The 16,291-nt window shown below is 64.9% G+C and carries 16 protein-coding genes; 14 read left to right on the top strand and 2 right to left on the bottom strand.

Features of this window, described 5'->3' with window-relative positions:
* Window positions 1-81: 81 nt before the first annotated feature.
* Both J7I92_RS10060 and sdhC read right to left on the bottom strand, forming a co-directional pair.
* Window positions 82-582, bottom strand: coding sequence for a succinate dehydrogenase hydrophobic membrane anchor subunit (locus tag J7I92_RS10060; RefSeq protein WP_214840008.1), 501 nt, complete (start codon window positions 580-582; stop codon window positions 82-84).
* Window positions 583-585: 3 nt separating this feature from the next.
* Window positions 586-966 carry a succinate dehydrogenase, cytochrome b556 subunit gene (gene sdhC, locus J7I92_RS10055; RefSeq protein ID WP_214840006.1) on the bottom strand — a complete coding sequence of 127 codons (381 nt, stop codon included), beginning with the start codon at window positions 964-966 and terminating at the stop codon, window positions 586-588.
* Window positions 967-1,224: 258 nt separating this feature from the next.
* On the opposite strand from sdhC, the gene J7I92_RS10050 reads away from it, so the two are divergent.
* From J7I92_RS10050 to J7I92_RS09985, 14 genes are all read left to right on the top strand, one after another.
* Window positions 1,225-2,358 carry a mannose-1-phosphate guanylyltransferase gene (locus J7I92_RS10050; protein WP_214840004.1) on the top strand — a complete coding sequence of 378 codons (1,134 nt, stop codon included), beginning with the start codon at window positions 1,225-1,227 and terminating at the stop codon, window positions 2,356-2,358.
* A gap of 144 nt (window positions 2,359-2,502) precedes the next feature.
* Window positions 2,503-3,702, top strand: coding sequence for an amidohydrolase (locus tag J7I92_RS10045; protein WP_214840002.1), 1,200 nt, complete (start codon window positions 2,503-2,505; stop codon window positions 3,700-3,702).
* Between the two features lie 187 nt (window positions 3,703-3,889).
* Complete coding sequence (locus J7I92_RS10040) at window positions 3,890-4,339, top strand: MarR family winged helix-turn-helix transcriptional regulator (protein ID WP_214840000.1); 450 nt, start codon at window positions 3,890-3,892, stop codon at window positions 4,337-4,339.
* Between the two features lie 47 nt (window positions 4,340-4,386).
* Window positions 4,387-4,818 carry an organic hydroperoxide resistance protein gene (locus tag J7I92_RS10035; RefSeq protein ID WP_214839998.1) on the top strand — a complete coding sequence of 144 codons (432 nt, stop codon included), beginning with the start codon at window positions 4,387-4,389 and terminating at the stop codon, window positions 4,816-4,818.
* On the top strand, window positions 4,815-5,846 hold the full coding sequence (locus tag J7I92_RS10030) for an NADP-dependent oxidoreductase (protein WP_214839996.1): 1,032 nt from the start codon (window positions 4,815-4,817) through the stop codon (window positions 5,844-5,846). Before J7I92_RS10035 ends, J7I92_RS10030 begins: the two co-directional genes overlap by 4 nt.
* Window positions 5,847-6,122: 276 nt before the next feature.
* A complete protein-coding gene (locus J7I92_RS10025; RefSeq protein ID WP_214840198.1) occupies window positions 6,123-7,193 on the top strand; it encodes a BMP family protein in 1,071 nt (356 codons plus the stop codon).
* A 203-nt stretch (window positions 7,194-7,396) separates the two neighbouring features.
* The gene (locus J7I92_RS10020; RefSeq protein ID WP_214839993.1) at window positions 7,397-9,010 is read left to right on the top strand and encodes an ABC transporter ATP-binding protein; all 1,614 of its coding nucleotides are present in this window, start codon (window positions 7,397-7,399) and stop codon (window positions 9,008-9,010) included.
* Window positions 9,003-10,376 carry an ABC transporter permease gene (locus J7I92_RS10015; protein WP_214839992.1) on the top strand — a complete coding sequence of 458 codons (1,374 nt, stop codon included), beginning with the start codon at window positions 9,003-9,005 and terminating at the stop codon, window positions 10,374-10,376. Before J7I92_RS10020 ends, J7I92_RS10015 begins: the two co-directional genes overlap by 8 nt.
* The gene (locus J7I92_RS10010; protein ID WP_214839985.1) at window positions 10,373-11,713 is read left to right on the top strand and encodes an ABC transporter permease; all 1,341 of its coding nucleotides are present in this window, start codon (window positions 10,373-10,375) and stop codon (window positions 11,711-11,713) included. The genes J7I92_RS10015 and J7I92_RS10010 overlap by 4 nt, the downstream gene beginning before the upstream one ends.
* A complete protein-coding gene (locus tag J7I92_RS10005) occupies window positions 11,710-12,135 on the top strand; it encodes a cytidine deaminase (protein ID WP_214839983.1) in 426 nt (141 codons plus the stop codon). The genes J7I92_RS10010 and J7I92_RS10005 overlap by 4 nt, the downstream gene beginning before the upstream one ends.
* Window positions 12,132-13,454: a thymidine phosphorylase gene (locus J7I92_RS10000; RefSeq protein ID WP_214839981.1), complete on the top strand. Its 1,323-nt coding sequence runs from the start codon at window positions 12,132-12,134 to the stop codon at window positions 13,452-13,454. Before J7I92_RS10005 ends, J7I92_RS10000 begins: the two co-directional genes overlap by 4 nt.
* A 97-nt stretch (window positions 13,455-13,551) precedes the next feature.
* Window positions 13,552-14,184 carry a DedA family protein gene (locus J7I92_RS09995; RefSeq protein ID WP_214839979.1) on the top strand — a complete coding sequence of 211 codons (633 nt, stop codon included), beginning with the start codon at window positions 13,552-13,554 and terminating at the stop codon, window positions 14,182-14,184.
* Window positions 14,185-14,337: 153 nt separating this feature from the next.
* Window positions 14,338-15,072 carry a DedA family protein gene (locus tag J7I92_RS09990; protein WP_214839977.1) on the top strand — a complete coding sequence of 245 codons (735 nt, stop codon included), beginning with the start codon at window positions 14,338-14,340 and terminating at the stop codon, window positions 15,070-15,072.
* A gap of 56 nt (window positions 15,073-15,128) precedes the next feature.
* Window positions 15,129-16,274 carry an adenosine deaminase gene (locus J7I92_RS09985; RefSeq protein ID WP_214839975.1) on the top strand — a complete coding sequence of 382 codons (1,146 nt, stop codon included), beginning with the start codon at window positions 15,129-15,131 and terminating at the stop codon, window positions 16,272-16,274.
* Window positions 16,275-16,291 lie beyond the last annotated feature (17 nt).

Genomic DNA, 16,291 nt, shown 5'->3' with positions numbered 1-16,291 from the left:
GGGCGGGCGGAGCCCGCACCGTAAAACCGTTGCCCGGCACAGAGTGCGGGCGCAGCTGATCCCCTCGGGGAAAGGAGCCGCTTAGGCTGCGGGGCAGAAGCCGCCGGGCAGCGGTATGCCGTTGACGTCCAGCGGGCAGGGGTTGAAGGTGAAGATCACCAGGGTGCCCAGGATGATGATGACGGCGGTTGCGGCGTAAAGCACGATCTTCAGCCAGAAGCGGGTGGAGTCCTTCTCGGCGTAGTCGTTAATGATGGTGCGGACGCCGTTGGTGCCGTGCAGCATGGCGAGCCAGAGCATGGCCAGGTCCCAGAACTGCCAGAACGGATCGGCCCACTTGCCGGCCACAAAGCCGAAGTCGATGGCGTGGATGCCCTCGCCCACCAGGAGGTTGACGAAGAGGTGTCCGAAGATCAGGACTACCAGGACAACGCCGGACAGCCGCATGAACAGCCAGGCAGCCATTTCGAAGTTGCCCTTCGACGCGCCGCTGCGGCGGTACTTCGGGGCGATCAGTCCCGCGCCGGGCCTGCCGTTGCCGTCTTTTCCACTGCGCGGGCTCTGAATCTGGGTAGCAGTCATGGCTTAGTGACCTCCGAGGGCAAGGGAAAGGTGGCGGATGGAGAAGCCCACCATGACGATGACCCAGAGCACCAGGACCGTCCACAGCATCTGGCGCTGGTACTTCGCGCCCTTCTTCCAGAAGTCGACGGCGATGATCCGCAGGCCGTTAAAGGCGTGGAAGACGATCGCTGCGACAAGGCCCGTTTCCCCCAGGGCCATGAGGGGGTTCTTGTAGGCGCCGATGACGGCGGTGTATGCCTCTGGGGACACGCGCACCAATGAGGTGTCCAGCACATGGACCAACAAGAAGAAGAAAATCACAACACCGGTAATGCGGTGTCCAACCCAAGACCACATGCCTTCACGGCCGCGGTACAAGGTGCCAGCTGGTTTTGTCGGCACTGAATAAACCTCCCTGCAACACAGCGGCGCTGGCATGGGATCCACGCGGGGGGAACGCCTGCTGCGAGAGCACTCGTAAGCTCAAGCCTAAATCTAGGCTTCGCTCACAGCTTATTCAATTTAGGAACTCCTTGGTGTCCCGTGCCTGCGCGGTTTTTGTCCATTTTTGAGACGAACGCCACATCGGTGCTGCCGCGCGGGCGGTTCGGAGGCCTCAACTGCCCTGATGCGGGCAGCTGTCAGCTAAAGTAGGCCCTGATGACTACAGACATAGTGACAAGCCGGGATTCACCGCTGGACCGCTTTATTGCGGTAATTCCTGCAGGCGGAGTGGGGACCCGCCTCTGGCCCCTGTCACGTGCAGCAGCCCCCAAATTCCTTCACGATCTCACGGGTTCCGGCAGCACGCTGCTGCGGGCAACCTATGACCGCCTGGAACCGCTCGCCGGACGAGGCATGCTGGTGGTTACCGGCGTGGCCCACCGGAACGCCGTGTGCAGCCAGCTCCCCGAAATCGGTGAAGCGGATCTGGTGCTCGAAAGCGAGCCCAAGGACTCCGGTGCAGCGATTGGCCTCGCAGCAGCCATCCTGTACCAGCGGGACCCGGAAATCATCATGGGTTCGTTCGCCGCGGATCAGGTGATCAGCCCGGACGAGCTGTTCCAGGACGCCGTTCGGGAAGCAATCCACACGGCAGCGGCGGGCAAGATCGTCACCATCGGCATTAAGCCCACTCACCCCTCCACCGGTTTCGGATACATCCGCTCGGGGGAGAACCTTGCCATTGCCAAGGCCCCGAGCGCGCAGTCGGTGGTTGAGTTCGTCGAGAAGCCCAGCGAGGACGTTGCCCAGCAGTACGTGGACAGCGGGGAGTACGTCTGGAACGCAGGCATGTTCGTGGCGCCCGTGTCATTGATGCTGAAGCACCTCGAAGCGAACCAGCCTGAACTCTTCAAGGGGCTCACGGAGATCGCCGAGGCATGGGACACTCCGGAGCGTGACGAGGTCACCGCCCGGCTCTGGCCCACGCTGCCGAAGATCGCCATCGACTACGCGGTGGCGGAGCCTGCCGCCGCGGCCGGGGACGTCGCCGTCGTGCCCGGCACCTTCCGCTGGGACGACGTCGGGGACTTTGCGTCCGTGGGCCGGCTCAACAGCGCCAGGGAAGTGGACGACGTCACCGTCCTCGGCGAGGGTGCCCGCGTGTTCACCGAGAACGCCAGCGGCGTGGTGGTCACGGACACCAAGCGCGTCATTGCGCTGATCGGCATCAAAGATGTGGTTATCGTGGACACTCCCGATGCCCTGCTGGTGACCACCATGGCGAACTCGCAGCGGGTCAAGGCCGCCGTCGATGCCCTCAAGGCCAGCGGCGACACCGACGTCCTCTAAACCTGACGTGCCCTGACTCAGCCCAGGCTTCCGGCTTCCGCCGGACAGCCTGGGCTGAGCTGTTTCAGGCGGAGGCCGGCTCCCGGATCCGTAACCCGCAGACCCTGATGCGGGTATTCCCGGCACCGTCGCTAGAGTTGGATAGTGCGCAATTACACTACTGAAGCCGAGCCAACCGCCCTGGTGGCGCCGTGGCTGGAGCCGCTGCTGCCGGAACTGATCGATTTCCGCCGTGACCTGCATGCGCATCCGGAGCTGTCCTTCAAGGAGTTCCGGACCACCAACAAACTGGCGGAGCGGCTCGAAGCGGCCGGGCTGAAACCGCGGCGGCTCGAAGGCACCGGGCTGACTGTCGACGTCGGTGCGGGCCCCATTGCCACGGCCCTCCGCGGCGATATCGACGCCCTTCCCATCATTGAGGAAACAGGGCTCCCGTTCGCGTCCAAGAACCACGGCGTCACGCACGCGTGCGGCCACGATGTCCACACCACCACCATGCTGGGCATCGCCCTGGTGCTGCACGGCATGCATGAGGAGTCCCCGCTCGGCGGCACGGTCCGCATCATTTTCCAGCCGGCCGAGGAAACCATGCCGGGCGGAGCGCACTCCTGCATCGAGCAGGGCGTGCTGGAGGGGGTGCCGCGCATCCTGGCCCTGCACTGCGATCCGCGCATCGAGGTGGGCAAGATCGGCACCCGGATCGGTGCCATCACCTCGGCTTCGGACACCATCAGGATCGAGCTTTCCGGCCGTGGCGGCCACACCTCCAGGCCGCACCTCACCGAGGACCTCGTCTTCGCGCTGGCGCAGATCGCCGTCAACGTGCCGGCCGTCCTGTCCCGGCGCGTGGATGTGCGCAGCGGCGTCTCCGTGGTCTGGGGCCACATCTCCGCGGGCTCGGCGCCCAACGCCATTCCGGGCACGGGGTACATGGCCGGGACCATGCGGTGCCTGGACCGCGACGCCTGGCACAGCGCCGGTGAACTCCTGGACGAAGTGGTGCACCAGGTTGCCGAGCCGTATAACGTGGACGTCCGGCTGGAGCACACGCGCGGCGTTCCCCCTGTAGTCAACTCCGAACACGAGACCGCGCTCATCGAGGCGGCCGCGCGTGCCGAGATCGCCGAAAGCGCCGTTGTCCTCACGCCCCAGTCCATGGGAGGCGAGGATTTCGCCTGGTTCCTGGCCGAGCTGCCCGGAGCGATGATGCGCCTCGGCACCAAGACTCCCGGCGGCGAGGAGTACGACCTGCACCGAGGCGACTATATCCTCGACGAGCGTGCGCTGGGCTACGGCATCCAGGTCCTGACCGCGGCAGCACTCCGCACCATCCGCGACCTCTAAGAAGCGCACCCCTTCAGCGCGAACGAACACTTAAGCCCTGCTCTTTAGCGCGAACGGACAGTTGGGGCCCCGAAATCGGGGCCCCAACTGTCCGTTCGCGCTTCTTGCGGGGCCCCATGTGTCCGTTCGCGCTCTTTATTGCGTGGATGAGTTGTGCACAATCTAATTGTGCGATATCGTTTTTCCCATGCCCGAAGCCCCCAGACTCAACGCCCCCCGCCTCGACAGGCAGGTGTGCTTCGCGCTGTACTCCGCGTCCAAGGCGGCCACCGCCGTGTACCGGCCCCTGCTGGACGAGCTGGGCCTGACCTACCCGCAGTACCTCGTCATGCTGGTGCTCTGGGAGGACCAGCCCCGCAGCGTGCGTGAACTGGGGGAGGAGCTGGGCCTGGACTCGGGCACGCTCTCCCCGCTGCTGAAGAGGCTCGAATCCCTGGGCCTGGTGGAGCGGAGGCGTTCGGCCGAGGATGAGCGCCGGGTCGAGGTCTACCTGACGGACTCCGGCACGGCCCTCAGCGCCAAGTCCAGCGCCATTCCCCAGCAGCTCGCAGACGCGGCCGGCCTCTCCGCGGCGGAACTCGACCAGCTCCGGGAGACCCTCGCCCGGCTGACCGCCGCCCTGCACTCCGTCCGCTAGGCGAAACCGGTTTTACACAGACTTTCCATTAAACAGAACGGAACCACGTGAAGACTCTCTACACTGCAGAAGCACTGGCCTCAGGCGAGGGCCGGGACGGCAACGCCCGGACCAAGGACGGCAAGCTCGATGTGACGCTGGCAAGCCCGGTGGAACTGGGTGGCAACGGCCAGGGCACCAACCCGGAACAGCTGTTCGCTGCGGGCTACGCCGCGTGCTTCCACTCCGCCCTGCGCCTCGTGGGCCGCAAGGAGAAAGCGGACCTGACCGATTCCGCCGTGGCAGCCAAAATCCACTTTGGCGCCCTCGAAGACGGCGTGGGCTATGGCCTGGCCGCTGAGCTCGAAATCGCGCTGCCGGCCCTGGACCTCGCCACCGCTGAGGCCCTCGTGGCCAAGGCGCACCAGATCTGCCCGTACTCCAATGCCACCCGCGGCAACATCAATGTAGACATCAAGATCCTGGAGGTTGCCGCATGAGCACCCGCACGGAAACCATCACACTCCCCACCGCCACGCGCGAGATCCAGCTGGCCTCCCGTCCCCACGGCCGGCCGGTACCGGAGAATTTCCGCCTCGCCGAATCGGAGCTCCCGGAACTGCAGGACGGCCAGGTGCTGGTCCGCAACCACTTCATCTCCGTGGACCCCTACATGCGCGGCCGTATGAATGACGTCAAGTCGTATTCAGCGCCGTTTGCGCTGAATAAAGCGCTCGACGGCGGCGCCGTCGGTGAGGTGATCGCGTCCAGGTCGGACGAACGCAAGGTGGGGGACGTCGTCGTGCATTCCCTCGGCTGGCGCGAATACGCGGTGCTTGATGCCGCCGCCGCCGCCCCGGCCCGAACCGATCATGCGCCGGCGTCGGCGTTCCTTGGCGCACTGGGCATGACCGGTCTGACGGCGTACGCCGGGCTGCTCAAAGTCGCCGCCTTCAAACCGGGCGAGGTGGTGTTCATTTCCGGAGCCGCCGGTGCAGTGGGTTCCCTCGTCGGCCAGCTCGCCAAGGCGATGGGTGCCTCCCGTGTCATCGGCAGCGCGGGTTCCGCGGACAAAGTGGCTCGCCTGCTGGAGCTGGGTTTCGATGGCGCTTTCAACTACAACGATGCCCCGGTGGGCGAACAGCTGGCGGCAGCAGCCGGTGAACGCGGAATCGACGTGTACTTTGACAACGTCGGCGGTGAGCATCTTGAAGCGGCTCTGGCTGCGCTGACCGTCGGTGGCCGCGTGGCCATGTGCGGTGCCATCGCCCAGTACAACTCCACTGAACCTACGCCTGCTCCCCGGAACCTCATGCAGGCCATCGGCAAGCAGCTGACGCTCAAGGGCTTCCTGGTCGGCAGCTACTGGCAGTACATGGGGGAGTTCATTGAAACGGTGTCCCCGTGGCTGGCTGACGGCACCGTCCGCTACGACGAAACGGTGGTGGACGGCTTGGAGAACGCCCCGCAGGCCTTCATGGACCTCCTCGACGGCGCCAACACCGGAAAGATGCTAGTCCGGATTTAGGGATCTGGACATGGCTTGCGGTGGCGGCTACCGATAGGTAACAAGTTCTCAACAATCTTCCGCCGCGGGTGCCGGCCCGGTATCAGGACGTGTTCTAGGCCACTACAGTAGCTGTCATCAGTGCGCCTCGGCGCAGTGCTGCGAAACCATCAGTGAAAACAGAATTTCAGTGGCAATTCGAAACGGACACTCATTGACTCCCGTCGTAGCGCCTATCTCTTTGTTCCTGGAGGAAAATTGAAGAACTCACTGCGTGCAACCCTCAAGCGCGGTTCAATGGCCGGCGTCGCCACCGCGGGCACGGCCGCTCTCCTGCTGACCGGCTGCGGGGCCGCACCGGAAGCCGGCAGCACCGCCAGCGCCACCGCAAGCGACTACACGGGCTGCATCGTGTCCGACTCGGGCGGATTCGACGACCAGTCGTTCAACCAGTCCTCCTACGAAGGTCTGAAGAAAACCGAGAAGGACCTTGGAATCAAGGTTAACCAGGTCGAGTCCAAGACCAACAATGACTTCGAACCGAACCTCCGGGCCATGGTCACCGCGGGCTGTGACCTGACCATCACCGTCGGCTTCTTGCTCGGCGATGCCACGAAGGTCCAGGCCACTGCCAACCCGGACAAGCACTTCGCCATCATCGACTTCGGCTACGAGACGCCCGTCACCAACGTCAAGTCGATCATCTATGACACGGCCCAGGCTGCCTTCATGGCGGGCTACCTGGCAGCGGGCACCACCAAGACCGGAACCGTGGCAACCTTCGGCGGCATCAAGATCCCCGCGGTCACTATTTTTATGGACGGCTACGCGGACGGCGTGAAGTACTACAACGAGAAGAAGGGCAAGGACGTCAAGGTCCTTGGCTGGGACAAGGCCAAGCAGGACGGCAGCTTCACCGGCGACTTCGAAAAGCAGGACAAGGGCAAGCAGCTGACCCAGAACTTCCTGGACCAGGGCGCAGACATCGTGATGCCCGTTGCCGGCCCAGTGGGCAAGGGCGCCGGCGCGGCTCTCAAGGAAGCCAAGGCTGCGGGCAAGGACGTGAAGCTCATCTGGGTGGACTCGGACGGCTTCCTCGCCGCTCCTGACTACAAGGACATCATGCTCTCCTCCGTCATGAAGCAGATGGGCGAAGCAGTCGAGACCGTGGTGAAGGAAGACAAGGACGGCAAGTTCACCAACACGCCGTACATCGGCACCCTGGCGAACGACGGCGTGCAGCTGGCCCCGTTCCACGAGCTGGACTCGCAGGTCCCCGCGGAACTGAAGACCGAACTTGAGCAGATCAAGAAGGACATCGTCGACGGCAAGTTGAAGGTCGAGTCGGCAGCAAGCCCGAAGGCCTGACTTCCTCCGCACAAGCGCCACCACCCGATTGGTCATTGACTTCCGGGCGGTGGCGCTTTTCGTTGCGCGTCCGTTTTCCTAACGGCATTGCTTTTCCGACGGGCTTAGCCCGCTTCGCCAAAGGCTGCAGGCACTAGGCTGGTGCTGCAGCCACATATCCCGTCCGGGCACATTTTCCGGACGCTTCGAGATTGGTCAGAGTTTTGAAACTTGAACTCAGAGGGATCACCAAACGCTTCGGCTCCCTAGTTGCCAACGATCACATCGATGTGGTTGTTGAACCCGGGCAAATTCATTGCCTGCTTGGTGAAAACGGCGCCGGCAAGTCCACGCTGATGAATGTCCTCTATGGACTGTACGAGCCCAGTGAGGGCGAAATCCTGGTGAACGGCAAGGCTGTTACCTTCCGCGGCCCGGGCGACGCGATGGCTGCAGGCATCGGCATGGTGCACCAGCACTTCATGCTGGTCCCGGTGTTTACCGTCGCGGAGAACGTGGCGCTCGGCGCCGAAACCACCAAGGCGGGCGGCTTCCTCAACCTGGACGACACCCGCCGGAAGATCAAGGAGATCTCCGACAAGTACGGTTTCGACGTCGACCCGGACGCCCTGATCGAGGACCTCCCCGTGGGTGTCCAGCAGCGCGTGGAAATCATCAAGGCCCTGGTCCGCGACGCCAAGGTGCTTATCCTGGACGAACCCACCGCCGTGCTCACGCCGCAGGACACCGACGAGCTCCTGGACATCATGCGCCAGCTGAAAAGCAACGGCACCTCGATCGTTTTCATCTCGCACAAACTCCGCGAAGTGAAGGAAGTATCCGACACCATCACGGTGATCCGGCGCGGCAAAGTGGTGGGGACTGCCCATCCCGGTGCGTCCACCACCGAGCTTGCCTCGATGATGGTGGGGCGGGCAGTCAGCCTGACGCTGGACAAGGCTCCGGCCAAGCCGCAGGAAACCACATTCCAGGTCAAGGACGTTACGGTGATCGCCCCGACCGGGCAGCACGTCGTGGACGGCATCAGCTTCGATATCGCCCGAGGAGAGATCCTTGCCGTGGCCGGTGTGCAGGGCAACGGCCAGACGGAGCTTGCGGAAGCCATCCTCGGCCTCCAGGAACGCTGCGAAGGATCAATCCTCCTGGACGGCGAGGAGCTCGTGGGCCGCAGCGTCAAGGAAGTGCTCAGGGCCGGCGTCGGCTTTGTTCCTGAAGACCGGACCGTCGACGGCCTCATCGGCACGTTCTCCATCGCGGAGAACCTGGTGCTGGACCTCTACGACCAGCCGCCGTTCGCCAAGGGCATCAGCATGAGCCCCGCAAAGATCCTGGAGAACGCCAAGTCCCGGATCGGCGAATTCGATGTCCGGACCCCGTCAGGGTCACTGGCTGCGGGAACGCTCTCCGGCGGTAACCAGCAGAAAGTGGTCATGGCCAGGGAGCTGTCCCGGCCGCTGCGTCTGTTCATCGCCTCCCAGCCCACCCGCGGTGTGGACGTGGGTTCCATCGAGTTCCTGCACAAACGCATTGTGGCTGAACGGGACCAGGGCACGCCAGTGATGATCGTGTCCACCGAACTCGACGAAGTGATCGAACTCGCGGACCGGATCGCCGTCCTCTACAAGGGCAAGCTGGTGGGGATCGTTCCGGCAGGTACCGGACGCGACGTCCTGGGCCTGATGATGGCCGGCCTGCCACCGGAAACCGCGCAGGCAGACGCCGCCCACGCCGGTACAGCCCGCGCGAGTGCCGACACGACCGGCGGACAGCCTGCCCGGACTTCCACCTCCGGTGCCGAAGGAGGCGACCATGACTGAACAGGACAGGCCCAAGCACGTGGCTGACGAAAATGCGGTGGAAGACCGCGAAAACCAGGCCCCGGCCGAAGACGCCGCGGCAACCACCGCGCTGGACACGGCCGGCGGCGCCATGCAGCCCTCGGCCGTCCCCGTCTCGGCACAGAGCGGCACGGTCCCCGGCGGGCCTGAGACCCTGGTCCGCCGGATTTTCACCGGCAGCGGCATGGTCTCCGTCCTGGCGGTCCTGCTCGCACTGATCCTTGGCGGCCTCCTCATCGCCAGCACGGACAAGCAGGTCGGGACCACGGCAGGCTACCTTTTTGCCCGGCCCTCGGACTTCTTCTCGGCCGTCTGGACCGCGGCGACGCGTTCCTATGTCGCGCTGTTCCAAGGCTCGGTGTTCAACACCCGCGGCTCGAGCGTTGCGGTGCAGTTTGCTCCGCTCATGGAGACGCTCACCATCGCCACCCCGCTGATCACGGCCGGCCTGGGCGTGGGCCTGGCTTTCCGCGCCGGCCTATTCAACATCGGCGCCCAGGGCCAGATCATCATGGCGGGCATCCTCGCCGCCTGGGTCGGCTTCGCGCTGCACCTGCCGCTTGGCCTGCACCTGCTGCTGGCCCTCGTCGCCGGCATCGTGGGCGGTGCGGTCTGGGGCGGGCTGGTGGGCCTGCTGAAGGCCCGGACCGGGGCGCACGAGGTCATCCTGACCATCATGTTCAACTACATCGCGCTGTACTTCCTGCGGTACCTGCTGAACACGCCGGCATTCCAGCGGCCGGGGGAGTCCAACCCCATCTCGCCGATCCTGGATCCCACGGCCGTGTATCCGCAGATTTTCGGGACCCAGTACAGGCTCCACCTTGGTTTTGTCCTGGCCATCGCCGCCACCGTCTTTGTCTGGTGGCTGCTTAACCGCTCCACCGTTGGGTTCGAATTCCGGGCGGTCGGCGCCAACCCCAAGGCCGCGCTGACCGCAGGCATCAACGTCCCCCGGGCCACCGTCCTGGTCATGGCCATCGCGGGTGCCTTGGCCGGCATGTCCGGCGTGGCGCAGGTGGCGGGAACCGAAAAGGTCCTGACCGACGGCGTCGCCGCCACCTACGGTTTCGACGCCATCACCGTTGCGCTGCTGGGACGCTCGACGCCGTGGGGCACCTTCGCGGCCGGCCTGCTGTTCGGCGCCTTCCGCGCCGGAGCGGTGCAGATGCAGATCCAGACCGGAACCCCGATCGACATTGTGCTGGTGGTCCAGTCCTTGATCGTTCTGTTCATCGCGGCGCCGCCGCTGGTGCGCGCCCTCTTCGGGCTCAATCCGCGCAAGAAGAAGGCCGCAACGGCCGGCATGTCCAAGAAGGCAGCCACCACCGGAGGTGCAGCATGAGCACAACAGCAACATCGCCCGTTCCGGGAAAGCCGCAGCCTGGAAAACCGCAGCCGGACACGCAAGGGGCCACCGAAAAGGCCCCCGTCCTGTCAGCGAAGCCGGTGACCTGGAAGGTGCCGGTCCTGCTGACCGTCCTCGGCGTCGTCGCATTTATCTTCTTCGGCGTCATGGGACCTAACCAGACTGCAAAGTTCGGGATCTCCTCGAGCGGTGATTTCTTCCAGCTGCCGGCCATCGAAGTGCCCGCTTTCCTGGGCGGAATAATCCTGTCGGTCCTGATGCTGGGCCTCGCCGCCTACGCGCTGTACCTCAAGACCCGGAATGAACCTTCTCCCGGCTGGGTGCCCGTCGTCTTCATCGTCCTGTTCGTGGCAGCCTTCCTGATCTGGGTGGTCGGCGGCGCGCGGACGCCCAGCATTTCGCTGGCCGGGCTCATCGCCGGGTCCGTCACGCTGGCCGTGCCGCTCGTTTTCGGTTCCTTGTCCGGTGTGCTCTGCGAACGCGTCGGCGTCGTGAACATCGCCATCGAGGGCCAGCTGCTGGGCGGTGCGTTCACCGCCGCCATGGTGGCCACCCTCACCAAGAGCCCCTTCATCGGGCTGCTGGCAGCGGCAGTGGCGGGCGCCGTCGTCTCCATGGTCCTTGCCGTCTTCAGCATCAAGTACCTCGTCAACCAGATCATCGTCGGCGTGGTCCTCAACGTCCTCGTCTCGGGGCTGACCGGCTTCCTGTTCAGCACCGTGATGCAGGCCGACAAGGCCCGGTTCAACTCACCGGGCCGGCTGCCCATTATCGACATCCCCGTGCTGTCCAGCATTCCGGTGATCGGTCCCATCCTCTTCAAGCAGTCCGTGGTGGGTTACCTGATGTACATCGCGGTGATCGTCGTGTGGATCGGCCTCTTCAAGACCAAATGGGGCCTCCGCGTCCGGGCAGTCGGCGAACACCCGCAGGCCGCCGACACCATGGGCATCAAGGTCAACGCCACGCGCTTCTGGAATGTCACGCTCGGCGGCGCCGTTGCCGGCATCGGCGGCTCCTTCTTCACCCTGGTGGCCATCGACAGTTTCACCAAGGAGATCTCGGGCGGACGCGGCTTCATTGCCCTGGCTGCGCTGATCTTCGGCCGCTGGAACCCGATCGGCGCATTCTTCGCGGCCCTGCTGTTCGGTTTCGCGGACAACCTGCAGAGCATCGTGACCATCATCGGCACCCCGGTTCCGAGCCAGTTCATGGCCATGCTTCCGTACCTGGTGACGGTGCTCGCCGTCGCCGGACTGGTGGGACGCTCCAGGCCGCCGGCGGCCAGCGGCATCCCCTACGTCAAGGGATGACGGCCGTGGACGATGTTTCACCAGGGCCGGCCGTCGACTGGGCGGCCCTTGAAGCCGCAGCCGTTTCGGCCATGAAGAACGCCTACGCGCCGTATTCAAAGTTCGCGGTGGGGGCAGCGGCCCTCACCGCTGACGGGCGGATTGTGAGCGGCTGCAACGTCGAAAACGCCAGCTACGGCCTGACCCTGTGTGCTGAGTGCGCCCTGGTGGGCAACCTGCACATGACCGGAGGCGGCCGGCTTCGCGCGTTCTACTGCGTGGACGCCGGAGGGAGGATCCTCATGCCGTGCGGGCGCTGCCGGCAGCTGCTGTACGAATTCCGGGCGCCGGACATGGAGCTCATGACCACGCAGGGAATCAAAACCATGGACCAGGTCCTACCCGACGCCTTTGGTCCCCAACACCTGGAGGAACCCCGGTGACAGAAACCGCAAACAGCACTGAACCGTTCGACGCCGTCGACATCATCCGCATCAAGCGCGACAAGGGCGTCCTGACCCCGGTCCAGATCGACTGGACCATCGACGCCTACACCCGCGGCGCGATTGCCGACGAGCAGATGGCGGCCCTGAACATGGCCATCCTGCTCAATGGCATGGACCGCGCGGAGATCGCGCGCTGGACCGCTGCCATGATCGCGTCCGGTGAACGGATGGACTTCTCGGGTCTAAGAAGGTCCGACGGCGGCGTGAAGCCTACGTCGGACAAGCACTCCACCGGGGGAGTGGGGGACAAGATCACGCTCCCGCTGGCACCGCTGGTCGCGGTGTTCGGCGTGGCCGTGCCGCAGCTCTCCGGCCGCGGCCTCGGCCACACCGGGGGCACCTTGGACAAGCTGGAATCCATCCCGGGGTGGCGCGCAGCGTTGAGCAACGAGGAAATGATGGCCCAGCTGCAGGACGTCGGGGCCGTGATTTGCGCCGCCGGGGCGGGGCTGGCCCCTGCGGACAAGAAGCTCTATGCCCTGCGCGACGTCACGGGAACCGTGGAGGCGATCCCGCTCATTGCATCCTCCATCATGAGCAAGAAGATCGCCGAGGGCACCGGCTCGCTGGTCCTGGACGTCAAGGTGGGAAGCGGTGCCTTTATGAAGGATGAGGCGCGCGCCAGGGAACTGGCCGAGACCATGGTGGCGCTGGGCAAGGACGCCAGGGTCAACACGGTGGCCCTGCTGACCAACATGAATACGCCACTGGGCCTCACCGCTGGAAACGCCATCGAGGTGGAGGAATCGGTGGAGGTGCTGGCCGGCGGCGGCCCGGAAGACGTCGTCGAGCTGACCGTGCGCCTGGCGGAGGAAATGCTGGCCTGCGCGGGCGTGCACGACGCCGACCCGCGTGCTGCGCTCAAGGACGGCCGGGCCATGGACGTGTGGAACCGGATGATCGAGGCGCAGGGCGGGGATCCGCGGGCCAAGCTGCCTGTTGCCAAGGAAAACGAAGTTGTCTACGCACCGGCCGACGGCGTCCTGGTGGAGCTGGATGCCCTGGCAGTGGGTGTGGCTGCCTGGCGGCTGGGCGCCGGCCGGGCACGCAAGGAAGACCAGGTCCAGGCAGGCGCAGGCGTGAGGCTGCACGCCAAGCCGGGGGCCGTGGTGCGGGCAGGCGAACCGCTGATGACGCTGCTGACCGACACTCCGGAGAAGTTCGCGCGCGCCAAGGAAGCCCTCGAAGGTGCCGTTGTGGTGGCGCCGGAGGGCTCCCGGCCCGCGCAGAAACTCATCATCGACCGCATCGCCTGACCGCGCGATTCTCCGGCCACCCAACTGCGGGCCGCTCCCACAGGCGGCCCGCCGCGTGGACGGGGAGAAAAAGGGTGGCCCCGGCCGTTAGGAAACTGTGCAGGCTATCAACGATTTCATACTTGCGGCGGCCGGGCAGCCCTGGGTCCTCCTACTGGTACTGGCCTGCTGCGTGATCGACGGGTTCTTTCCGCCGGTTCCGAGCGAGTCTGTTGTTGTGGGCCTGGCTGCGGTGGCCGCCACCGCTGACGTCCCCAACCCGGGGATGCTCATGCTGATTGCCGCCCTCGGAGCTTTCGGGGGTGACAACATCGCCTATCTGATCGGCCGCAGGGTGGGCACCCGGCGGTGGCGCTGGATGCGGGGACCGAGAATGCAGACCGCGTTCCACTGGGCCGGGAATGAACTCAGGAAGCGGCCGGCGTCCCTGGTGCTGGTTGCCAGGTTTGTTCCGATTGGCCGGGTTGCGGTCAACCTGACAGCCGGCGCCACCCATTTTCCGCACCTGCGTTTCGTATGGCTGACTGTGCTGTCCGCGGCGCTATGGTCTTCTTATTCAGTAGCGATCGGGCTGTTTTTCGGGCAGTGGTTCGAGGACAACCATCTGCTCGGCGCGGTCATTGCCATCGTCTGCGCCATTATGCTCGGGATCTTTGTTGACATCCTGATCAGCCGGGTGCGGGGGAGGCTTCCGGAGGAGCCTGCGGAAGAGTCCGCCTCGGGTCCTTAGCCTGGGCTCCAACCGGGGTTCACGGCCGGGGTCCTGTGCCCCGTGCAGGAAGACTCCAATGACTAGTTTTTCCCCGCGTGAACGTAGCGAATAAAGCTTCTGACATGCGACACTAATAGCGATTTCCGTCACTTAAGTAGGAGCAGGGCCCGCGTGGACTTTATCAATGAGGCAGTGCTCCATGCGGCAGGTCAATGGTGGATTTATCCCATCCTGCTGGTGTTCTTTTTTGTCGACGGTTTTGCCATGGTGGTACCCAGCGAAACGCTCATCGTGGCCCTGGCAGCGTTTTCGCGTCAGAGCGGTGAGCCCAACCTCTGGATCCTTGGGACCACGGCGCTGGTGGGTGCCATGGCCGGAGACAACATGGCGTACATGCTCGGGCGCAAGATCGGGCTCGAACGCTGGCGCTGGATGCGCAAACCGAAGGTGCAGAAGGTCTTCGCCTGGGCCCACTATGAGCTGGAGAAACGCGGCGCCGTCCTGATCTTTACGGCCCGGTACATCCCGTGGGGCAGGGTTGCGGTCAACTACGTTGCCGGCACCACGGCTTTCCCGCACCGCAGGTTCTTCGTCCTTGATGCCTTTGCCTGTTTCACGTGGGTGGGCTACTCGATCGGAATCGGCCTGTTCGCGAGTTCCTTCCCTTGGCTGCATGACAACCCGCTGCTAGGCGCCGGTATAGCCGTGGTGTTCGCAATCATCCTGGGCATCGTCATTGACCACCTGCTGCGCTGGTGGCACAAGCGGCTGGGACGCCACGATGACGTTGTCCCGGCCAACGGGGAAGGCGCGCCCGAACAGGACGCGCATTCCGAGCGCGAGGCCGTGGTCGAGGCCGCTCCGGTGGCCCTTCCCATCGTCGCCGAACTGGAATCGGGCCGCTGAAGCACGGCAGCGCCTTCCGGGTGGCGCCTGACGCCGTCCGACCCTAAGGTTGGAACGTGACTGAGCCTATTCTTGACGCTGCCCCTGCCATCGATTTCGACCTCAAGAGCCTCCCCAAGGTATCCCTGCACGACCACTTGGACGGCGGCCTGCGCCCGGCCACCATCATCGAACTGGCGGAAGCGGTCGGACACACCCTGCCCTCCACTGATCCGGTGGCGCTGGGGGAGTGGTTCCGTGAATCGGCCGACTCCGGCTCCCTGGTCCGCTACCTCGAGACCTTCGACCACACCATCGCCGTGATGCAGACCAAAGAGGGTCTCTTCCGCGTGGCCAAGGAATTCGTGGAAGACCTTGCCGACGACGGCGTGGTGTACGGCGAAGTGCGCTGGGCACCTGAGCAGCACCTGCAGAAGGGCCTGACGCTCGACGAAGTGGTCGAGGCGATCCAGGAAGGCCTGGACGCTGGCGTCGACGCCGTCGCTGAAACCGGCCGGGAGATCCAGGTGGGCCAGCTCATCACCGCCATGCGCCACGCGGACCGCGGCCAGGAAATCGCCGAACTGGCCGTCCGCCACCGCAACAACGGGGCAGTGGGCTTCGACATCGCCGGAGCCGAGGACGGGTTCCTGCCCGCGCGCTTCCGCGATGCCTTCACTTACCTGGCGCAGCACAACTTCCCCGCCACCGTGCACGCCGGCGAAGCCGCGGGCCTGGAAAGCATCCAGTCCGCCCTGGTGGACGGCCGCGCCCTGCGGCTCGGCCACGGCGTGCGCATCGCCGAGGACATCACCATCGAATTCGACGACGCCTCGGAAGGTGACGACGCCGACGACAACATCGGCATGGTGACCCTCGGCGAGCTCGCCAACTGGGTCCGCGACCGCGGCATCGCCCTCGAGATCTGCCCCTCCTCCAACCTGCAGACGGGCGCCATCGCAGGGTTCGGCGAAGGCATTGAAAGCCACCCTCTGGACATGCTCTACCAGATCGGCTTCAACGTTACGATCAACACCGACAACCGCCTGATGAGCGGCGTGACCCTCACCGACGAATTCGAATTGCTGGTGGAGACGTTCGACTACGACCTCGATGACCTCCTTGAACTGACACTCAATGCTGCCGAAGCCGCGTTCCTGCCGCTGGAGGAAAAGGAAGCCCTCGTTGAGTACATCAACGACGCCTACGCCAACCTTGCCTGACGACAATCTGGCTAAGC

Origin of the sequence: Arthrobacter sp. ISL-72 (assembly GCF_018613755.1) — a bacterium.
Taxonomy (GTDB): domain Bacteria; phylum Actinomycetota; class Actinomycetes; order Actinomycetales; family Micrococcaceae; genus Arthrobacter.
This window is presented reverse-complemented; position numbering and strand designations above follow the sequence as displayed.